The organism is Mesorhizobium sp. CA10 (genome assembly GCF_020165285.1).
Taxonomy (GTDB): domain Bacteria; phylum Pseudomonadota; class Alphaproteobacteria; order Rhizobiales; family Rhizobiaceae; genus Mesorhizobium.
Genome location: NZ_JAIUHV010000003.1, coordinates 20,991 through 40,664 on the forward strand (window position 1 = coordinate 20,991; position 19,674 = coordinate 40,664).

The 19,674-nt window shown below is 64.3% G+C and carries 20 protein-coding genes; 13 read left to right on the top strand and 7 right to left on the bottom strand.

What is annotated here, in order from left to right:
* Positions 1–117 precede the first annotated feature (117 nt).
* Both cobU and cobO read left to right on the top strand, forming a co-directional pair.
* Complete coding sequence (gene cobU, locus LB535_RS07075) at positions 118–663, top strand: bifunctional adenosylcobinamide kinase/adenosylcobinamide-phosphate guanylyltransferase (RefSeq protein ID WP_140839979.1); 546 nt, start codon at positions 118–120, stop codon at positions 661–663.
* Position 664: 1 nt separating this feature from the next.
* A complete protein-coding gene (cobO, locus tag LB535_RS07080) occupies positions 665–1,294 on the top strand; it encodes a cob(I)yrinic acid a,c-diamide adenosyltransferase (protein WP_095764889.1) in 630 nt (209 codons plus the stop codon).
* Here the strand turns inward: cobO and cbiB are convergent.
* On the bottom strand, positions 1,291–2,280 hold the full coding sequence (cbiB, locus tag LB535_RS07085; RefSeq protein ID WP_140839981.1) for an adenosylcobinamide-phosphate synthase CbiB: 990 nt from the start codon (positions 2,278–2,280) through the stop codon (positions 1,291–1,293). The genes cobO and cbiB overlap by 4 nt on opposite strands.
* Between cbiB and cobD the strand changes: the two genes are divergently transcribed.
* Entirely contained in the window at positions 2,279–3,334 is a 1,056-nt protein-coding gene (gene cobD, locus LB535_RS07090) for a threonine-phosphate decarboxylase CobD (protein ID WP_224631697.1), read from the top strand. The two genes, cbiB and cobD, sit on opposite strands and share 2 nt — an antisense overlap.
* Entirely contained in the window at positions 3,331–3,840 is a 510-nt protein-coding gene (locus LB535_RS07095) for a tyrosine phosphatase family protein (protein ID WP_224631698.1), read from the top strand. The genes cobD and LB535_RS07095 overlap by 4 nt, the downstream gene beginning before the upstream one ends.
* Positions 3,841–3,858: 18 nt before the next feature.
* Here the strand turns inward: LB535_RS07095 and LB535_RS07100 are convergent, their stop codons facing one another.
* Both LB535_RS07100 and LB535_RS07105 read right to left on the bottom strand, forming a co-directional pair.
* The gene (locus tag LB535_RS07100; RefSeq protein WP_224631699.1) at positions 3,859–4,656 is read right to left on the bottom strand and encodes a creatininase family protein; all 798 of its coding nucleotides are present in this window, start codon (positions 4,654–4,656) and stop codon (positions 3,859–3,861) included.
* A gap of 62 nt (positions 4,657–4,718) precedes the next feature.
* Positions 4,719–5,102: a RidA family protein gene (locus LB535_RS07105; RefSeq protein WP_140541985.1), complete on the bottom strand. Its 384-nt coding sequence runs from the start codon at positions 5,100–5,102 to the stop codon at positions 4,719–4,721.
* A 253-nt stretch (positions 5,103–5,355) separates the two neighbouring features.
* On the opposite strand from LB535_RS07105, the gene LB535_RS07110 reads away from it, so the two are divergent.
* From LB535_RS07110 to LB535_RS07150, 9 genes are all read left to right on the top strand, one after another.
* Positions 5,356–6,360, top strand: a complete 1,005-nt coding sequence (locus tag LB535_RS07110) for an ABC transporter substrate-binding protein (protein WP_224631700.1) — start codon at positions 5,356–5,358, stop codon at positions 6,358–6,360.
* A 15-nt stretch (positions 6,361–6,375) separates the two neighbouring features.
* The gene (locus LB535_RS07115) at positions 6,376–7,197 is read left to right on the top strand and encodes an ABC transporter ATP-binding protein (RefSeq protein WP_224600927.1); all 822 of its coding nucleotides are present in this window, start codon (positions 6,376–6,378) and stop codon (positions 7,195–7,197) included.
* A complete protein-coding gene (locus LB535_RS07120; protein ID WP_224631701.1) occupies positions 7,184–8,035 on the top strand; it encodes an ABC transporter permease in 852 nt (283 codons plus the stop codon). The genes LB535_RS07115 and LB535_RS07120 overlap by 14 nt, the downstream gene beginning before the upstream one ends.
* A gap of 75 nt (positions 8,036–8,110) precedes the next feature.
* Entirely contained in the window at positions 8,111–9,409 is a 1,299-nt protein-coding gene (locus LB535_RS07125) for a cytosine deaminase (protein WP_224601910.1), read from the top strand.
* Positions 9,410–9,411: 2 nt separating this feature from the next.
* Entirely contained in the window at positions 9,412–10,815 is a 1,404-nt protein-coding gene (locus LB535_RS07130) for an FAD-binding oxidoreductase (protein WP_224632074.1), read from the top strand.
* Positions 10,815–11,396, top strand: coding sequence for an NAD(P)H-dependent oxidoreductase (locus LB535_RS07135; protein WP_224631702.1), 582 nt, complete (start codon positions 10,815–10,817; stop codon positions 11,394–11,396). Before LB535_RS07130 ends, LB535_RS07135 begins: the two co-directional genes overlap by 1 nt.
* Positions 11,396–11,983, top strand: a complete 588-nt coding sequence (locus LB535_RS07140; RefSeq protein ID WP_224522732.1) for an NAD(P)H-dependent oxidoreductase — start codon at positions 11,396–11,398, stop codon at positions 11,981–11,983. Before LB535_RS07135 ends, LB535_RS07140 begins: the two co-directional genes overlap by 1 nt.
* Before the next feature lie 73 nt (positions 11,984–12,056).
* Complete coding sequence (locus LB535_RS07145; RefSeq protein WP_224522731.1) at positions 12,057–12,290, top strand: hypothetical protein; 234 nt, start codon at positions 12,057–12,059, stop codon at positions 12,288–12,290.
* Positions 12,287–12,490: a type II toxin-antitoxin system RelE/ParE family toxin gene (locus LB535_RS07150; protein ID WP_224522730.1), complete on the top strand. Its 204-nt coding sequence runs from the start codon at positions 12,287–12,289 to the stop codon at positions 12,488–12,490. The genes LB535_RS07145 and LB535_RS07150 overlap by 4 nt, the downstream gene beginning before the upstream one ends.
* A gap of 143 nt (positions 12,491–12,633) precedes the next feature.
* Here the strand turns inward: LB535_RS07150 and LB535_RS07155 are convergent, their stop codons facing one another.
* The 4 genes from LB535_RS07155 to LB535_RS07170 are packed head-to-tail and all read right to left on the bottom strand — an operon-like array spanning position 12,634 to position 19,608.
* Entirely contained in the window at positions 12,634–15,081 is a 2,448-nt protein-coding gene (locus tag LB535_RS07155; RefSeq protein WP_224631703.1) for an FAD-dependent oxidoreductase, read from the bottom strand.
* On the bottom strand, positions 15,078–16,259 hold the full coding sequence (locus LB535_RS07160) for a pyridoxal phosphate-dependent aminotransferase (protein ID WP_224631704.1): 1,182 nt from the start codon (positions 16,257–16,259) through the stop codon (positions 15,078–15,080). The genes LB535_RS07155 and LB535_RS07160 overlap by 4 nt, the downstream gene beginning before the upstream one ends.
* Entirely contained in the window at positions 16,259–17,158 is a 900-nt protein-coding gene (locus tag LB535_RS07165) for a homocysteine S-methyltransferase family protein (RefSeq protein ID WP_224631705.1), read from the bottom strand. Before LB535_RS07165 ends, LB535_RS07160 begins: the two co-directional genes overlap by 1 nt.
* Positions 17,155–19,608: an FAD-dependent oxidoreductase gene (locus LB535_RS07170; RefSeq protein WP_224631706.1), complete on the bottom strand. Its 2,454-nt coding sequence runs from the start codon at positions 19,606–19,608 to the stop codon at positions 17,155–17,157. Before LB535_RS07170 ends, LB535_RS07165 begins: the two co-directional genes overlap by 4 nt.
* Between the last annotated feature and the right edge of the window lie 66 nt (positions 19,609–19,674).

Below are 19,674 nucleotides of genomic sequence, written 5' to 3' on the forward strand. Positions count from 1 at the left end.
CGCCGCAATCGCGCCGGGCGGTGCCGGAATTGGGTTTGCCGGTGGTTGCGCTTCTGCCTAAGGTTCGCGCACCGTCGGCCTCTGGGCCGCAACACGATTCCAACCTGGAAGGCAAGAATGACCGGCGCGACAGCCGCGAGCGGCAATAGAGCTTCCGATGGGAAGCTGACCTTCATCCTGGGCGGTGCCCGTTCGGGCAAGAGCACGCATGCCGAGGCGCTGACAACCGCCCATCCATCGCCCTGGACCTACATTGCCACGGCGCAGGCTTATGACGACGAGATGCGCGAGCGCATCGCGCTGCATCGGTCGCGGCGCGGCGAAGGCTGGGTCACCGTCGATGCGCCGCTCGATCTGGTTGGCGCCATCGAGGCTTTGCCGACCCACCAACCTGTGCTGATCGATTGCCTGACATTATGGCTCACCAACCACATGCTGGCCGAACATGACATCGAGGCCGAATGCCGGCGGCTCAAGGATGCTCTGTCGCGGCCGCGCGGGCCATGGTTCGTGGTCTCCAACGAAGTCGGATTGGGCATCGTGCCCGACAACGCGCTGGCGCGCCGGTTCCGCGACGCCGCGGGCCGGCTCAACCAGCAGGTGGCGGCCGCTGCCGACAGCGTTCTCATGATGGTGGCGGGATTGCCACTCAAGGTGAAGTGACATGGCCGAAATCGAAGACAAGACCATTGACGACAAGGACGCCGAGCGCCACCGCGCCAAGATGGCCAAGCGCAAGGCGGTGCAGGATGCCGAAGTGGCCGGCAAGACCGTCGAAAAGGGGCTGCTGATCGTCAACACCGGGCCGGGCAAGGGCAAGACCACGGCCGCCTTCGGCTTGGCGCTGAGAATGCTGGGCTATGGCAAGCGCGTCGGCGTCGTGCAGTTCATCAAAGGCAAATGGCATACCGGCGAGAAGGATGCTTTCGCGGCCTTCGGTGACCGTGTCGTCTGGCATGCGATGGGCGAGGGTTTTACCTGGGAGACGCAGGACCTGAAGCGCGACATCGCCGCCGCCGAAGCTGCCTGGGCCAAGGCGTTGGAGCTGATGGCCGATCCCTCGATGAGCCTCGTGGTGCTCGACGAGCTCAACATCGCGCTGCGCTACGACTATCTCGATCTGGAAAAGGTGGTCGCGGCGCTGAAGGCGCGCCGGGGCGACCTGCATGTGATCGTCACCGGCCGCAACGCCAAGCCGCTGCTTGTCGAGGCGGCCGATCTCGTCACCGAGATGGGGCTGACCAAGCACCATTTCGCCGCCGGCGTGAAGGCGCAGCAGGGAATTGAGTTTTAGCCGCTGATCAAAATGGTCAGGTAGATCACGATCGCCGAGACGACCGCGAACAGGCCGAGCAGCAGCCAGTCGGCTACGCGATAGAGCTTGAGCGCCTGGCGGATGTCGGTGCTTTCGGCCTCGCGGCGGCCGCCTTCGCCCATGAAGGCGTCCTCGACGACTTCGCCGCCATAGCTGCGCGGTCCGGCGAGGGACAGCCCCAGCGCGCCGGCCATCGCCGCCTCCGGCCAGCCGGCATTGGGCGAACGGTGCTTCCTCGCGTCGCGGCGCATGACATGCCAGGCGCCATGCGGATCGGCGCCCGGGACGAGAAAGGCCGCCAGCACGATGAGCAGGCCGGTCAGCCGCGATGCGGGCAGGTTGACCAGATCGTCGAAACGGGCGGCAGCACGGCCGAAGGCTTCGTATTTCGGCGTGCGGTGGCCGATCATCGAATCGGCGGTGTTGGCGGCCTTATAGGCAGCACCTCCGCCCAGTCCGCCGATGCCGGTCCAGAAGGCGGGCGCAACAATGCCGTCCGAAAAATTCTCGGCCAGGCTTTCGATCGCGGCACGCGCGACACCGCCCTTGTCGAGCTTTTCCGGATCGCGGCCGACAATGCGCGATACGGCGATGCGGCCGAGGGTCAGGCCGCCGGTCTCCAACGCATCGGCGACGTCCTCGACATGCTCCGCGAGGCTCTTCTGCGACAGCAGCGAGGAACCGAGGATGGCGGCGATGACGAGGCCCGTAGGGAACATCATCCAGAGCAGGACATGCAGCACCAAGCCGACCAGGCCGGGCACCAGCAGAATGACGAGCAGGGCCTGGACGCCGCGTCGGCGACGCAATTCGTCGGAATCCGTAGCGTGGTTGAGCCGGCGATCGAGAAAGGATATCAGCCTGCCGATCCAGGTGACCGGATGGCCGATGGCGCCGAACAGCCAGTCCGGGTAGCCGAGGGCGCGTTCGATGGCGAGTGATAGGAAAGCGATCAGGACGGACATGAAACTTCTAAGCGGAGCGATTGCAGCGGTTGATCATGGCGGCAGCCTTGGCCGGGCAAACGCGCTTTTTCCTCATGCGCCAAAACCTTTCGTGGACCTCTCGACAGGTATCAATCCGCACTCCTATCCGCTTTTCGACCTGCCCGCCACAGCGCTGTCCCGATTGCCGGAGGCAGGACAACTGCGCGAATTGGCCGAAATTGCGGCCAAGGCCTATGGCGCGCCGTCGGCGGCGCATGTGGCGGCGGCGCCCGGCACGCAGATTCTCCTGCCGCGCGTCGCTTCGCTGCTGCGGCCCGGCAAGGCGCTGGTGCTCGGCCCAACCTATGCCGAACATGCCCGGGCCGCGGCTATCGCCGGCCATGCGGTCGCGGAGGTCAGCGATTTCGACGCGCTGGCCGAGGCGGACCTTGCGGTGCTGGTCAATCCCAACAATCCGGACGGGCGGGTGATCGAAAAGGCCCGTCTGCTCGACCTTGCGGCGCGACTTCGCGCCAAGGGCGGGCTGCTGGTCGTCGACGAAGCTTTCATGGATGTCGGCCCGATCGAGCAAAGCTTGGCCGGCGATGTCGGGGAGGGGGGCATCGTCGTGCTGCGCTCCTTCGGCAAATTCTTCGGCCTCGCCGGTGTTCGGCTCGGCTTCGCGCTGGCGGATCCGCTGACGGCCGAGCGGCTGGATGTGCAGCTCGGGCCCTGGGCGGTCGCCGGCCCGGCGCTCGAATATGGCATCCGCGCCTTGTCGGATGCGGCGTGGCAGGCGGATGTGCGGCAACGCCTGGCGCAGGATGCCGGGCGGCTCGACGCGCTGCTTGGCCGATTCGATGTTCCGGTCGCCGGCGGCACCAGCCTGTTCCGCTATCTGTCGTTTCCCGAGGCCGCAGGCCTTTTTTCGGCACTTGGCTCGAGCGGCGTGCTGGTCCGCCATTTTGCCGAGCGGCCTCAAGTGCTGCGTGTCGGTTTGCCGGGCAATGAAGCGGAATGGCAACGCCTCGAAGGCGCCCTTGCCACGTGGGCCGCGCGGCGCAAGGATGCGCCAAAGGAGTTCGGGCAATGATCCACGTCTGTTCGCTGTCGAAGGTCGACGAGGCCGTGGCAAGGACCGGTGCGCAGCGGTTGTTGTCGCTGCTCGCCGCAGGCACCGAAGTGATCCGCCCGGCCTCGATCCTGGCGGAAAACCACCTGCATCTGGTCATGCACGACATCGCTGTCGCGCAGGAAGGCATGACGATGCCCGGCGAGGAGCATGTGCGGGCCTTGCTCGATTTCGCCTATCGCTGGGACCGGGTAAAGCCGCTGGTGGTGCATTGCTATGCCGGCGTCAGCCGCTCGACGGCGTCGGCCTACATCATCGCCGCGGCGCTGGCGCCCAAGCGTGACGAGATGGAGCTCGCCCGAACGCTGCGCTTTCTCTCGCCGACGGCTACGCCCAATCCGCGGCTGATCGCCGTCGCCGACACGCTGCTTGAGCGCGACGGCCGCATGATCGCGGCGATCGAGGCCATCGGGCGCGGCGCCGACGCGTTCGAAGGGATACCCTTCGAACTGGGGATCGACGCCTAAGTCAAAGCGGACCAGCCGCTACGACAGCCACTCGGCAAGCTTCGCCTTGCGCACATCCCTGACCAGGTTGATAAAACCGTCGGCCTGCATTTCCGCCGTCAGCCGGCCCTTCTCGGCCGTGGCGATGGAGGCGTCGCCGACCACGCCGTTCGGATTGAGGTCGCTGGCGATCCAGGCGAAGGCATGCGTGCCGGTGTGGCGCAGCAGGGCGAATTCCTTTTCGGCGCGGCCGACATTGGAGACGAAATTCTCCGCCTTGCTGATGTCGACGAGGTCGGGCCGGAAGTGCAGCATCAGCGAGGTCTCGACATCGCCGCCATGGATGCCGTGACGGTCCTCGAGCTCGGTGTACATGCCGGCCGGGCGGCCGAAGCGCTGCCAGCTCGTCTTCACCGACAGCATTTTGGCGCGCACGCGCAATTCGCGCGAAATGATGCCCATGATCTCTTCATTACCGCCATGCGAGTTAACGACGATCAGCTTTCTTACTCCGGCGCGGGCGACCGACAGGCCGAGTTCGGTCCAGGCGTCGACCAAGGTGGTGGCGGGCAAGGTGAGCGTTCCCGGCGCATGCAGATGCTCGTTCGACTTGCCGACCGCCTGCACGGGTAGGATGCGGATGTCGAGATCGTCGGGCAGGCGCGCGATCACCGTCTCCAGCATGCCCATCATGATCGAGGTGTCGGTCGAGACCGGAAGGTGAGGGCCATGCTGCTCGATCGCCGCCACCGGCAGCACGGCGATGGTCGCTTCGGCGTCGATCGAGGCGTATTCGGTCGTCCGGTAATCGCCCCACCACACGCGTCTTGTCGTCACGTTTCGTCTCCCGATTGGTCTGCTGTCCGGCCTGAAGGTCTAGAGCCTATCCCCTGAAACAGCTAGCCCGCTGCCAGAACTTCGACCTCGACCTTGAATTCCGGGCGGGCGAAGCCGGAGACGATCATCAGCGTGGAGGCCGGCGCCGGATCGGAAAAGAGCCGGTTGCGGACATCCATATAGGCCTGCAGGTGCTCGCGGCCGATGACGAAGGCGTTGATGCGCACGATGTCGTTCAAGGTCAGCCCGGCCTCGCTCAGAATCGCGGCGATGTTCTTGAAGCAGAGCTCGGCCTGCGCGCCGGCGTCCTCCGGCACGGCATCGTCGGGGCCGATTCCCAATTGACCCGAGCAGAGCACCAGGCGCTTTCCGGCCGGTATTTCGACGCCGTGGCTGTAGCGGGCGAAAGGCGGCTTGATCGACTTGGGGGCGAGGTATTTGAGCATGGCATTCTCCTGTCGGCCGACAGCCTAGTGGCGGATTCATGAAACATTCAAGATGCCGTGGACGCCGCCAGGAGCGATTATGGACAGGCGTCCAAAAAATAGGCACGATGCCTCGCGTACGGCATGACCCGTCCGGTCTCGGCAACGACTGCCGCACGAGCAGGCGGCCCTGGCGGTGGCATGTGTCTTGCTTCTTGAATCAATGGTGTCGAGCCCAGCGCGTTGCGCGCCGGAGCCAAGAGAGGGTGAGTTTATGATCGGACAAGGAAAGATCCTGGCGGGCGCCGTCGTCCTGCTGGCTGCGGGCACGCTGACTGCTGCCGCGAACGAGAAGGTGACGTTCGGCACCAACTGGCTGGCCGAGCCGGAGCATGGCGGCTACTACCAGGCGATCGCCGACGGCACCTATGCCGCCTGCGGCCTTGATGTCACCATCATGCAGGGCGGCCCGCAGGTCAGCGGCCGGCCGATGCTGCTTGCCGGCAAGATCGATTTCTACATGGGCGGCAACCTGCTGTCGGCCTTCGATGCCGTGCAGCAGGGTATTCCGATGCGCGTCGTTGCCGCCGATTTCCAGAAGGATCCGCAAGTCATCATGTCCCATCCGGGAGAGGGGCTGGACAAGTGGGAAGACCTGAAGAACGCCGACCAGTACATCATGGGTGACGAAGGCGCGCAGACCTTCTTCCAGTGGATGGTCACCGATCTAGGCTTCGACGCCGCCAAGCGCGTGCCCTACACGTTCAATCCGGCGCCCTTCATCGCCAACAAGAAGTCGATTCAGCAAGGCTATGTGACCTCCGAGCCGTTCGCGGTGCAGAAGCAGGGCGGCTTCACGCCGAACCAGTTCCTGCTTGCCGACAATGGCTGGGACACCTATGCGACGACCATCGAGGTGATGCAGGATACGATCGACAAGCGGCCGGAGGTGGTCCAGTGCTTCGTCGATGGCTCGGCCAAGGGCTGGTACAAGTACCTCTATGGCGACAACAAGGCCGCCAACGACATGATCAAGAAGGACAATCCCGACATGACGGACGAGCAGATCGCCTTCTCGATCGAGCAGTTGAAGAAGTTCGGCATTGTCGATTCGGGCGATTCGGAAAAGCTCGGCATCGGCACGATGAACGAAGCCCGCATCCAGAGTTTCTACGACAAGATGGTCAAGGCCAAGGTCGCGCAGCCGGGTCTCGACATCAAGAAGGCCTATACGCTGGCCTTCATCAACAAAGCTGTCGGGCTGGAGCTGAAGAAGTAAGGCGGCCGGCCTGAGATGATCCAGGAGAAAGTGGCTGAGACGCCGGCGGCATCGGGCGAGGCTCCGATGCTGCTGGCATTGCGCAATGTCGGCAAGGTTTTTTCCAACGGCGTGACGGCGCTGAGCAAGGTCGACCTGGCGATCCGCGAAGGCGATTTCCTGAGCCTGCTCGGCCCCTCGGGCTGCGGCAAGTCGACCGCGCTCAGGTTGATCGCGGGTCTCTCGACGCCGACCTCCGGCCAGCTCGACTGGCGCGGCTCCATCGACCGCTCGAACATCGGTTTCGTCTTCCAGGAGCCGACGCTGCTGCCTTGGGCCAGTGTCTTCGACAATGTCTGGCTGCCGCTGAGGCTGAAGGGCGTGTCGCGCGCCAAGGCGGAACCGGCGGTGATGGAGATGCTGTCGCGCGTCCATCTCACCGGCTTCGAGAACGCCGTGCCGCGCGAGCTTTCCGGCGGCATGAAGATGCGCGTCTCGATCGCGCGGGCCATGGTGACGAAGCCGCGCATCCTTCTGATGGACGAGCCTTTCGCCGCGCTCGACGAGATCACCCGCTTCAAGCTCAACAACGATCTTTTGGAGCTGTGGCAGGACGAGCGCTTCACCGTCGTCTTCGTCACCCACAGTGTGTTCGAAAGCGTGTTCCTGTCCAGCCGCGTCGTCGTCATGGCCGCGCGGCCGGGCCGCGTCCATGGCGAACTCCCCATCAACGCGCCCTATCCGCGCGACGAGGCGTTCCGCACCTCGCCGGGCTATGCTGCGCTTTGCCGGCAGGCCTCGGGCGTGCTGGTCGACGCAATCAACTCAACCGCCGGATCGCAAAATGACGGCCATTGAAGACAATGTCTTGACGCTCGATCCGGAAGAGGCGCGCCGCGCCCGCCAGGAGCGGCTGGAGCGCATCGGCAAATGGGTGCTGCCGCTGGCGATCATGGTGCTGGCGATCGTGGTGTGGGACCGCATCTGCGTCTGGAACGAGATCCCGCAATATATCCTGCCGCGGCCGGGCGTGGTGCTGCAGACGCTGCACAACGATGCGGGGCTGTTGTTCTCCTCACTGCTGGTGACGCTCAGGATCACCTTTTTCAGCTTGGCTCTCGCTGTGATCGGTGGCGTCGGACTGGCGGTGCTGTTCGCGCAATCGAAATGGGTGGAGATGTCGTTCTTCCCCTTCGCCATCGTGCTGCAGGTGACGCCAATCGTCGCCATCTTCCCTTTGATCAACATCTATGTGGACAACCAGACCGTCAAACTGCTGCTCTGCGCCTGGATCGTCGCCTTCTTTCCGATCCTCTCCAACACCACGCTCGGCCTGAACTCGGTCGATCGGAACCTGCGGGACCTGTTCAAGCTCAACGGCGCGACGCGCTGGCAGCAATTGCGCTATCTGCGGCTGCCGGCGGCGATGCCCTATTTCCTCGGCGGGCTGAAGATCGCCGGCGGCCTGTCGCTGATCGGCGCGGTGGTGGCGGAATTCGTCGCCGGCGCGCAGGGGCAGTCATCGGGGCTCGCGTCCCGCATCATCGAGGCCGGCTACCGGCTTAACGCGCCGCGCCTGTTCGCGGCGCTGATCCTGATCTCGCTCACCGGCATCCTTATCTTCCTGGTGCTGTCGCTGGTGTCGCATCTCATCCTGCGCCGCTGGCACGAGAGTGCGCTGAAACAGGAGCGGTAAGGTGCGCGATGCGATTGAGAATAGTGAGGCGCCCATTTGTGGACCAGTTCTGCATAAGACAGCGGGGGCCAGGCCTTGATACCAACCTCTGGTTCTTATTGCCTGGCTAACGTTCGGCTTCATCGATCGCTCACGCCGGGTCTTGCCGCCGCTTTCGACTCGGACGGGTTTGCGCTTGCCAACATTACCATCACCAACGGCAAGATCGCCGATCTTGCCGCGCACGACCAGGCAGAGGCGCACCCCGGCGCGATCGACCTTGCCGGCCGCATCGTGATGCCGTGCTTCGTCGACTGCCATACCCATATCGACAAGGGCCATATCTGGCCGCGAAAGCCCAATCCGGACGGCACTTTCATGGGCGCACTCAATGCCACCGGCGCCGACCGCACCACGCGCTGGAGCGCCGAGGATGTCGCGCGCCGCATGGACTTCTCGCTGCGCTCGGCCTACGCGCACGGCACCAAGGCTATGCGCACGCATCTCGACAGCGTGCCGCCGCAGGAGGAGATCTCCTGGCCGGTGTTCGAAACGATGCGGGAAAAATGGCGCGGGCGCATCGAGCTGCAGGCGGCCTGCCTGCTCGGCATCGAAGGCGTGCGCGACAAAGCCTGGTTCGAACGGTTGGCGAAGCGCGTCGCCGCGGCCAAGGGCGTGCTCGGCGTCGTCACCTATATGGTACCCGATCTCGAGGAACTGCTCGACAAGGTGTTCGCCCAGGCGATCGAGCATGGGCTCGATCTCGATTTCCATGCCGACGAGACCGACGATGTCGCGGCCATCTCGCTGAAGAAGATCGCCGAGGCGTCGCTGTGGAACGGTTTCGAGGGCAACATCCTGGTCGGCCATTGCTGCTCGTTGGCGCGCCAGCCGGACCTCGAGGTGCTCGACACGCTGGACAAGATGGCGAAGGCGCGGCTTGCCGTGGTGTCGCTGCCGATGTGCAATCTCTATCTGCAGGACCGCCGCAGCGATCACACCACCCCGCGCTGGCGCGGCGTGACGCTGCTGCACGAGATGAAGGCGCGCGGCATCAAGGTGGCGGTTGCTTCCGACAACACGCGCGATCCCTTCTACGCCTATGGCGATCTCGATATGCTGGAGGTCTACCGCATGGCGACGCGCATCCTGCATTTCGACCATCCGGTAGGCGACTGGCCGAAGGCGGTGGCGGCAACGCCGGCCGAGGTGATGCGGCTCGACGGCGCCGGTACGCTTGCCGTCGGCGGCTCAGCCGATTTCATCGTCTTCAGGGGGCGCAGCTGGACCGAATTGCTGTCGCGGCCCGAATCGGATCGCATCGTGGTGCGCGACGGCAGGGCGATCGAACGCCAATTGCCCGACTATGCCGAACTCGACGAACTGATGGTGTGATGATGGATATCGCAGCGCTGAAGCGCGATCTCGACGGGATCAAGCTCGACGACCATCCGGCCATCGTCCAGCAGAAGAGCCGCGACTTCTACTGGTACAGCCCGGTGCTGAAGGCGCAACTCGATCACATCAAAGGCGACCTGATCGTCACGCCGAAGAACGAAGATGAAGTCATCCGCGCGCTTGCCGCATGCCACAGGCACGGCGTTCCGGTGACGCCGCGCGGCAGCGGCACCGGCAATTATGGGCAGGCGATGCCGCTATCGGGCGGCGTGGTGCTGAACCTCGCCGAGATGAACGAGATCAAGACGATCGCGCCGGGGCGGGTGGTGACCGGGCCGGGCGCGGTGCTGGCCGACATCGACAAGGCGACGCGGGCGCATTCCGGACAGGAGCTGAGGCTCTCGCCCTCGACCTACAACACCGCCTCGATCGGCGGCTTCATCGCTGGCGGTTCGGGCGGCGTCGGCTCGATCAATTTCGGCGGCTTGCGCGATTTCGGCAATGTGCTGCGGCTGCGCGTCGTCACCATGGAGGCCGAGCCCAAGGCGCTCGAGCTCACCGGCGAGGATCTGCACAAGGTGACCCATGCCTACGGCACCAACGGCATCATCACCGAGGTCGAGATGCCGCTGACCGCCGCCTATGATTGGATCGACGTTATCGTCGGCTTCGACAAATTCATGGGTGCAGCCCGCTACGGCAACGCGCTGGCCTGCCAGGACGGCATCCTGACCAAGCTGATCACGCCGATCGCCGCACCCGTGCCGCAGCTCTATTTCAAGCGACACCAGAAATTCCTGGGCGAGGGGCAAAGCATCTGCGTCGTCATGGTCGCGAAGCATGGGCTCGACGCCTTCCTGGCCTTCACCCGACGCGCCGGCGGCGAGGTCATCTTCAATGTGGCGACCGCGACGGACGAGGACAAGAAGGGCCTGCCGCCGGCCTATGAGCTTGCCTGGAACCACACGACCCTGCGCGCACTGCGCGTCGACCCGTCGATCACCTATCTGCAGTCGCTCTATCCGTTCCCCAACCAACTGGCGCTGGTCGAGAAGATGGACGCGATGTTCCCGGGCGAGGTGTTCTCGCATCTGGAATTCGTGCGGCTCGACGGCAACATCACCTGCTTCGGCCTGCCGCTGGTCAAGTTCACCACCGAGGCGCGGCTCAACGAAATCATCCGCCTGCATGAGGAGAATGGCTGCCCGATCTTCAACCCGCACCGCTACACGCTGGAAGAGGGCGGCATGAAGCAGACCGACGAGATCCAGCTTGCCTTCAAGCGCCAGACCGATCCGCAAGGGCTGCTCAATCCCGGCAAGATGATCGCCTGGGAAAACCCGGACTATGATTATCGCTCCGGCCGCACGTTCCTGTTCAAGGGATTGCAGAAGGCGGGGTGATGAAAATCCTCGTGCTTTACGCTCATCCGGTGGAGACCAGCTTCAACGCCGGCCTGCACAAGACGATCGTCGAGCGGCTCGCCGCGGCGGGGCATGCGGTCGACGACTGCGACCTCTATGCCGAGGATTTCGACCCAAGGCTGACACGCGCCGAGCGGCTCGGCTATCACGACCCGCGCGGGCCGGACGACGCGGTCGCCGGCTATGTCGAAAGGCTGAAGAATGCCGAAGCGCTGGTGCTGTCGTTTCCGGTCTGGAACTATGGCTATCCGGCAATCCTGAAAGGTTTTTTCGACCGCGTCTTTCTGCCCGGCGTGTCGTTCAAGCTGGTCGACGGCAAGGTGCGGCCGACGCTGCACAACATCCGCAAGCTCGCAGTCATCACCACCTATGGCGGCAGCCGCTTTCGCGCCATGCTGATGGGCGACCCGCCGCGCAAGATCGTCAAGCGCATGCTGCGGGCGACCATCAAGCCAGGCGCTCCCGTCTCCTATCTCGCGCATTATTCGATGAACCTATCCACCGACGAGACGCGCAAAGTCTTCATGGCGAAGGTCGCGGCCACGATGGACGCGTTCTGATGCGCGTGCTGGTGGTCTATTGCCATCCGGTGCCGGAAAGCTATTGCGCGGCGATCCGCGACCTGGCGATCGAGGTGCTGAAAGGACGGGGCTGGGACGTGCGGCTGCTCGACCTCTATGCCGAGAATTTCGACCCTGTGATGAGTTGCGAGGAGCGGCGCTTCTACAATGATCGCGCGCCGGAAGATCCTGCGCTGACGCCGCATTTCGAACATCTGCAATGGGCGCAGGCGATCCTCTTCATCTATCCGACCTGGTGGTACGGGTTGCCGGCGATGCTGAAGGGCTGGTTCGACCGCGTGTGGGCGACCGACATCGCCTTCAAGCTACCAGCCGGCAAGGGGCGGATCACGTCGCTGATGCGGCACGTCACCAAGGTCGGCGTCATCACCACCTGCGGCGCGCCGACCTGGTGGAGCGTGGTCGTCGGCCAGCCGGGACGCAAGACGATTTTACGCGGCATGCGGGCGCTATGCGCCACGCGCTGCAAGACGTTTTTCCTGGCGCACTACTTGATGGATGCCTCGACGCCGAAGAGCAGGGCGGGGTTTCTGGTCAAAGTCCGCAGGACGCTTGAGCGGTTTTAGGGGGCCTTCAGCTATCCTGCGGGATTGTGGCGAACGCCTTTTTTTATGCGGAAATGAAGTGCATAATAAGGGCATGACCAAGCTTTTCGAGCATGCAGTCCAACGTGTTCGCACCTTGCCTCCTGAATTGCAGGACGAGTACGCACGTGTCCTCTTGCGCCTCGCGGGTGATGTGGGGGACGAACCTATTCACCAACTGAGCCGAGAGGAAAAAGCCTCGCTCGCAATGTCCCGAGCGCAGGCTGCGCGTGGTGAATTTGCAACCGACGAGGAAGTCCGCGCTGTTTGGGCGAAGCACGGCCTGTGAAGCTTCGTTACACGCCGGCGGCGTTAGCCGAGTTAGACGAGGTTCTCGGCAATATCGCGTTGCAGTCACCCAAAGGGGCGGAGCGGATCCAAGCCAGACTCCACGCAGTCATCAATCTATTGCTTGAACATCCCCAGGCCGGCGTTGCCACAGACGAAAGGCCGATGCGCCGGATTGTCGTGCGGCCTTATCCTATCTGATCTACTATGAGCCTTCCGCCGCCGAAATTGTGATTGTCGGTATTCGACATGGTGCTCGCGATCCGTCAACGATGCCGGACAACTAATAGCGACTCTTGGTCACGCCTGCGGGCAATCCTGCCCCGAAGCCGCGAGAGGAAAGGCTACATCCTCACCCGTTCCGCCTTCGGATCATACATCGGCTTCAGCGAGGCTTCCGCCGTGAAACGCTCGCCGGCGATCTCCACCTCATAGGATGAGCCCAGCACATCCGCCTCGCTCTCGTCCTGGCAGGGCACATAGCCAAGCCCGATCGCGCCGCCGAGATGGTGGCCGTAATTGCCTGATGTGATCGGGCCGACGATCTTGCCGTCGCGCAGGATGGCCTCGTTGTGGAAGAGCAGCGGCTGCGGGTCCTTCAAGCGGAACTGTACCAGCCGGCGTGACAGGCCGGCTTCCTTCTTCCTGAGCACAGCGTCGCGGCCGATGAAGCCGGATTTGCTCGTCTTCACCGCAAAGCCGAGGCCCGCCTCCAGCACATTGTCCTCGTCGGTGATGTCGTGGCCGAAATGCCGGAAGGCCTTTTCAATGCGGCAGGAATCGAGCGTGTGCAGGCCGCATAGTTTCAGGCCGACATCGGCGCCGGCTTGAGTGATCGCCTCGAACACATGGGCCGCCTGCTCGGTCGAGACATAGAGTTCCCAGCCGAGCTCGCCGACATAGGTGACGCGGTGGGCGCGGGCGAGACCCATGCCGATCTCGATCTCCTGGAAAGTGCCGAACGGATTGGTCTCGTTGGAAAAATCGTTCGGGCTGACCTTCTGGATCAGTTTTCGCGCCTCCGGACCCATGACGCAGATCACGGCTTCGGCGGCGGTGACGTCGGTGATGACGACGAACTCGTCGGCGACATGCTTTCTCAGCCAGGCGAAGTCGCGCTGCAGCGTGGCACCCGGCACGACCAGGAAATAGGCCGTATCCGAAAGCCGCGTCACGGTGAGGTCGCTCTCGATGCCGCCGCGCTGGTTGAGCATCTGCGTGTAGACGATCTTGCCCGGCGCCACGTCCATGTCGTTGGCGCAGAGCCGCTGCAGGAAGGCGCAGGCATCGCGACCCTCGACGCGGATCTTGCCGAAGGAAGTCATGTCGAACAGGCCGACGCCGTTGCGCACCGCGAGATGTTCCTCGCGCTGGTTGTCGAACCAGTTCTGCCGCTTCCAGGAATAGCGGTATTCGCGCTCCTGGCCTTCGCGCGCGAACCAGTTGGCGCGCTCCCAGCCCGCCACCTCGCCGAAGACGGCGCCGCGCGCCTTCAGGTGCTCGTGCAAGGGCGAGCGGCGCACGCCGCGCGAGGTCGCCATCTGGCGATAGGGGAAATGGTCGGCATAGAGCAGGCCGAGCGTTTCGGAGACGCGCTCCTTGAGGTAGCGGCGGTTCTTCTGGAAAGGCTGGGCGCGGCGGATATCGACCTCCCACAGGTCGAAGGGCGCCTCGCCGTCATTGATCCATTGCGCCAGCGCCATGCCGGCGCCGCCGGAGGAGACGATGCCGATCGAGTTATAGCCGGTCGCCATCCAGTAGCCGGAAAGCTCGGGCGTCTCGCCGAGATAGTAGCGGTCGTCCGGCGTGAAACTCTCCGGGCCGTTGAAGAAGGTGTGGATGCCGGCGGTGCCCAGCATCGGCATGCGGTTAACGCCCATTTCGAGGATGGGCTCGAAATGGTCCATGTCCTCGGGCAACTGGTCGAAGCAGAAATCCTCGCGGATGCCGTCCATGCCCCAGGGCTTCGCCACCGGCTCGAAGGCGCCGAGCATCATCTTGCCGGCATCCTCCTTGTAGTAGGCGCACTCGTCCGGCACGCGCAGCACCGGCAGGCGCGACAGGCCGGGGATCGGCTCGGTGACGAGATAGAAATGCTCGCAGGCATGCAGCGGGATGGTGACGCCGTTCTGCCGGCCAAGCTCGCGCGCCCACATGCCGGCGCAGTTGACCACGATGTCGGTCTCGATCGTGCCTTGCTCCTCGCCCTGCATCCAGGAGACGCCGGAGACGCGGCCGTTTTTGGTATGGACCTTGGTGACCTTGACGTTCTCGATGATCGTCGCACCGCGCTGGCGCGCGCCCTTGGCCAGCGCCATTGCAATGTTGGCCGGGTCGCACTGGCCGTCGAGCGGCAGATGCACCGCGCCGACCACATCCGAGACGTTGAGATGCGGGTACATCTCCTTGACCTCGCGCGGCGAAATCTCGCGCACGTCGACATCGAAAGCGCGGGCGAGCGACGCCTGCCGGTAGATCTCGTGCTTGCGCTCCTCCGTCAGCGCGACGGTGATCGAGCCGACCTGGCGCATGCCGGTGCCGACATCGGTCTCGGCTTCGAGCTTGACGTAGAGATCGGCCGAATATTTCGCCAGTCGCGTCATGTTCTGGGAGCCGCGCAACTGGCCGATCAGCCCGGCCGCATGCCAGGTGGTGCCTGAGGTGAGCTGCTTGCGCTCCAAGAGCACGATGTCGGTCCAGCCGAGCTTGGCCAGATGATAGGCGACCGAGCAGCCGGAGACGCCGCCGCCGATAATTACCGCGCGGGCTTTGGCCGGGATGGTCTTGGTCATGCGGCCTCGCGGCGATAGTTGGAAGCGAAACGGCGAACGCGAAGCGCTGCTTCCTTGAGGACGGGTTCGGGCTGGCAGAGGCTGATGCGGATGTGGCCGGCGGCGGCTTCCCCGAAGCTCGATCCGGGCATTACGCCGACCTTTTCCTTGTCGAGCAGCGCCCAGGCGAATTTCTCGTCGTCAGGCTCGACCGCGGAGACATCGAGCATGATGTACATGCCGCCTTCGGAGCCGCGCACGGTGACTTCATTGGCTCCGCGTATGGCATCGAGGAAGATCGTGCGCCGCGCGGCGTAACGCTCGGCGATATCCTTCACGCCATAGTGGTTTTCGAGTGCCTCGGCGCAGGCGATGGAGATGAAGGCCGGCAGGCCGTAGGTCGTGACCAGATTGAGATCGGTCATCAGCGCGATCATCGCTTTCGGCCCGGTCAGCCAGCCCATGCGCCAGCCGGTCATGCCGTGGCTCTTCGACATGGAGTTGATGACCAGCGTGCGCTCGGCCATGCCGGGCAGCGAGCGCGGCGAGATGTGCTCGCCGCCGCCGAGCGTCCAGTAAACCTCGTCCGACAGCAGCCAGAGATCGTTCTCCTTGCAGATTTCGGCCAGCTGCTCGAGCCGTTCGCGCGAATAGACGGCACCGGTCGGATTGTTCGGCGTGTTGATCAGGATGGCGCGGGTGTTGGGTTGAAGCGCGGCGCGGATCATCTCCGCGCGAGGTTGAAATCCATCTTCGGCCGGCGTCTCGACCACCGTGAAGCTGGCGCCCGCGGCGCTGAAGGTGTTGGGGTAGGTGGCGTAGTAAGGCGCGACTACAATGGCGTGGTCGCCTGGGTCGAGCACGCCCTGCACGGCGGCGTAAAGCGCTGCCTGGCCGCCAGGCGTGGCGATGACCTCGTCGGGTTCCGTGAGGATGCCGGCGCAAACGGTCGCGGCGGCGGCCATCGCCTTGCGCAGGCGCGGCAGGCCGGGCAGCGGCGTGTAGTGATGGTTGCTGCCGCGCACGGCAGTCACGCAGGCTTCGATGGTTTCCGACGGCGTGTCGAAATCATGGTCGCCGACCGAGAGCACAATGATGTCTTCGCCGGCCTGCTTGCGATTCCAGGCGGCGAAATGGACCTCCCAGCCGTCCTTGCCGGAAGGCACGATACCGGTAATGCGTTTTGATGGTTTTGGCATCAGGAAACTCCCGAAATCTGGTGGCCGGCCTGCGTGAGCTTGTCGCGCAGGGCGGCGATATGGGCGGGGCCGACTTCGCAACAGCCGCCGACAATGCCGGCGCCGGCATCGACCCAGCCGATGGCCTGGTCCGCATAGGCTTGCGGATGGAGATCATGGCGGGCGTGCAGCACGTCCACCGTCCCGCCATGCTCCAATGCCTCGACCGAAGTGAAGCCGTTGGCATAGGCACCTACCTGTCCACCCAGGGCAACGAGTTCGGGCAATGCGGCGGCGATGGCTTCGGGCCGGCAGCAGTTGAGCAGCCGGGCCGCGACCGGCACATCGTCGAGAGCGTTGGCGGCGGCAGCAATGGTTTCGCCGCTGCGCAGGCGCGGCGTGCCATGATCGGCGAGCGTCCAGGACACCCATACGGGCTTGCCGCTTTCCGAGGCCGCGGTGACCGCTGCGCGCGCCTCCTCGGCGGAAGCCATCGTCTCGCACAGGAACAGATCGACGCCGTCGGCCTGCTCGGCGACGATACGGCGATAGATATCGAGCGTGTCCTCGAATGAGATGGTCAGCGCCGGTGCGTAGCTGCCGAACAGAGGCGACAGACAGCCGGCTATGGCTGCGTCGCCCGCCTCGTCGCGAGCCTGGCGCGCCAGTTCGACGCCGCGCTTCTGCAACGGCCTGAACAGATCTTCGGCACCCTCGCGCGCCAGGCGCTCCGGCGTTGCCGAATAGGTGTTTATGGTGATGACGCGGGCGCCGGCACGGATGAATTCCGCATGCAGGTCACGCACAAGTTCCGGCTCGTCGATCAGCACTCTGGCCGACCACAGTGGCGTCGGCTCGGACTTGCTGCGCCGGACCAGTTCCTGTCCCATGCCGCCGTCAGTGAGGATGACGGAAGTCATGCCCGCAACCTCTCATTCTTCGGATCCCACAGCGGCTCGTCCTTCTGGACGACGGCTATGAAGCGATCGCCAAAAATCTCGACCTCGACCGCCGTGCCCGGCTCCGTGAGATCCGTGCGCAGCATGCCAAGCGCAATCGACTTGCCGACCCGGTGGCCCCAGCCGCCCGACGTCGTCTCACCGACGATCGTGCCGTCATGCCAGAGCGTCGACATATAGGGCGCATCGCAGTCGCCGGGGTTCTCGACGACCAAAGTGACGAAGCGCTTCTTCACGCCCTGCTGCTTCTCATTGAGCAAAGCCGCCTTGCCGCGGAAGTCCGGCTTGTCCCATTTGACGAAGCGCTCCAGCCCGCCCTGCAGGATCGAATAGTCGGTCGACAGATCGCCCTTCCAGGTGCGGTAGCCTTTTTCCAGCCGCAGCGAATCCAGCGCATACATGCCGAAGGGTTTCAGCCCGTGCTTCCGGCCGGCGGCCCAGACGGCGTCGAAGACGGTCGCCGTGTCCGCGACCTTGGTGTGGATTTCCCAGCCGAGCTCGCCGGCGAAGGAGACGCGCACCAGCTTCGCCCAGCGCCCGGCAATGGTTGTTTCCTGATGCGTCAGCCAGGGCAGCGTCAGGTCGGCGTCGCAGACTTCGGCCAGGATTATTCGCGAGTTCGGGCCGGTCAGAATCTCCGTCGAATATTCCTCCGTCCGGTCGGTCAGCGTGAAGGCCGCGTCGGCCGGCATGCGCGACTTCAGCCATTCGAAATCGTGCCACTGCGCCACCGCGGCGGTGATCAGCGTCATCTGATCCTCGCCATGGCGCACCACCGACATCTCGGTGACGATGCGGCCCTTGTCGTCGGCGAAATAGACGAGGCCGATGCGGCCGGGTTTCGGCACAAGCCCGGTGACCTGCAGCGCCAACCAATCGGCCGCGCCCCGACCTTCGAGGTTGAAGCGCGAGAAGCCGGGCAAGTCGAGGATGCCGGCGGCGTCGCGCACGGCAAGGCATTCCTCGCGCACGCGCTGCTGCCACGGGCCGTCGCGGCGGAAGGTGAGGGTAGACTCTTCGGAAGTATCATCGCCGGGTTGTGCGTACCAAGTGGCGCGCTCCCAGCCATTATAGGCGTCGAACTGACCGCCAAGCGCCTTGATGCGCTCATGCAGCGGCGACAGCTTGCGGTTGCGCCCCTCCGGCCAGGCATGGCGCGGGAACTGGATGGCGTATTCGTTGCCGTAGATCTCCATGCCCTTGGCGACGCAATAGTCAGGCGCCGAGGCGAAGCTGGTGAAACGGCGCGGATCGCAGGACCACATGTCCCATTCGGTCTGGCCTTCGGTGACCCATTCGGCCAGCACCTTGCCGGCGCCGCCGCCCTGCGCGATGCCGAAGGTGAACACGCAGGCCTCGAAGGCGTTCGGCACGCCGGGCATCGGCCCGATCAGCGGATTGCCGTCCGGCGCGTAAGGAATCGGGCCGTTGATCACCTTGGAGAGGCCGGCGGTGCCGAGGATCGGCACGCGGGCGACGGCGTCGGCGAGGTAATGCTCGAGGCGGTCGAGATCGTCGGGGAAAAGCTGGAAGGAGAAATCCTCCGGCATCGGATCGTTGTGGGTCGCCCAATGCGCACGGCAATTGCGCTCATAGGGGCCGAGATTCATGCCGCTCTTTTCCTGGCGCAAGTAATAAGATGTGTCGACGTCGCGCAGCAGCGGCAGCTTGTGGCCCTGTTCCTTCGTCCACGCGGCAAGTTCGGGGATTTCCTCGAACAATATGTACTGATGACTCATCACCATCATCGGCACGTCGCGCCCAAACATCTTGCCGACTTCGGCGGCGCGGTAGCCTGCCGCGTTGATGATGATCTCGCAGCGGATCTCGCCTTGCGGTGTGGCGATCACCCATTCGCCGTTCTCGCGGCGCACGCCGGTGACCGGGCAGAAGCGGATGATCTTGGCGCCCATGTCACGCGCGCCTTTGGCCAGCGCCTGAGTCAACTGAGCCGGGTCGATGTCGCCGTCGCTCGGGTCATAGAGCGCGCCCTTCAACTCATGCGTCTCGATAAAGGGATAGCGGCGCTTGATCTCGTCCAGTCCGACGACGTCGATATCCATGCCCTGGTAGCGGCCCATGCCCTTGGCGCGCTGGAACTCCTGCATGCGCTCCTTGGTATGGGCGAGCCGGAGCGAGCCGGTTACATGGTAGTTCATCGGATAGTCGACCGATTCGGCCAGACCCCGGTAAAGCTCGGTCGAATAGCGCTGCATGTTCATCAGCGACCAGGACGAGGAGAAGGTCGGCACGTTGCCGGCGGCATGCCAGGTCGAGCCTGAGGTCAGCTCGTTTTTTTCCAGAAGCACGCAATCGGTCCAGCCCGCCTTGCAGAGGTGATAGAGCGAGGAGGTGCCGACGACGCCGCCTCCGATGATCACCACGCGTGCCGTGGTCGGCAAACCGGCCATTTCTTCCTCCAGAGTCTCAGCGCTTCGCGCTTCGATTTTTGTTTTTGATGCATGTCGTTATCCCAA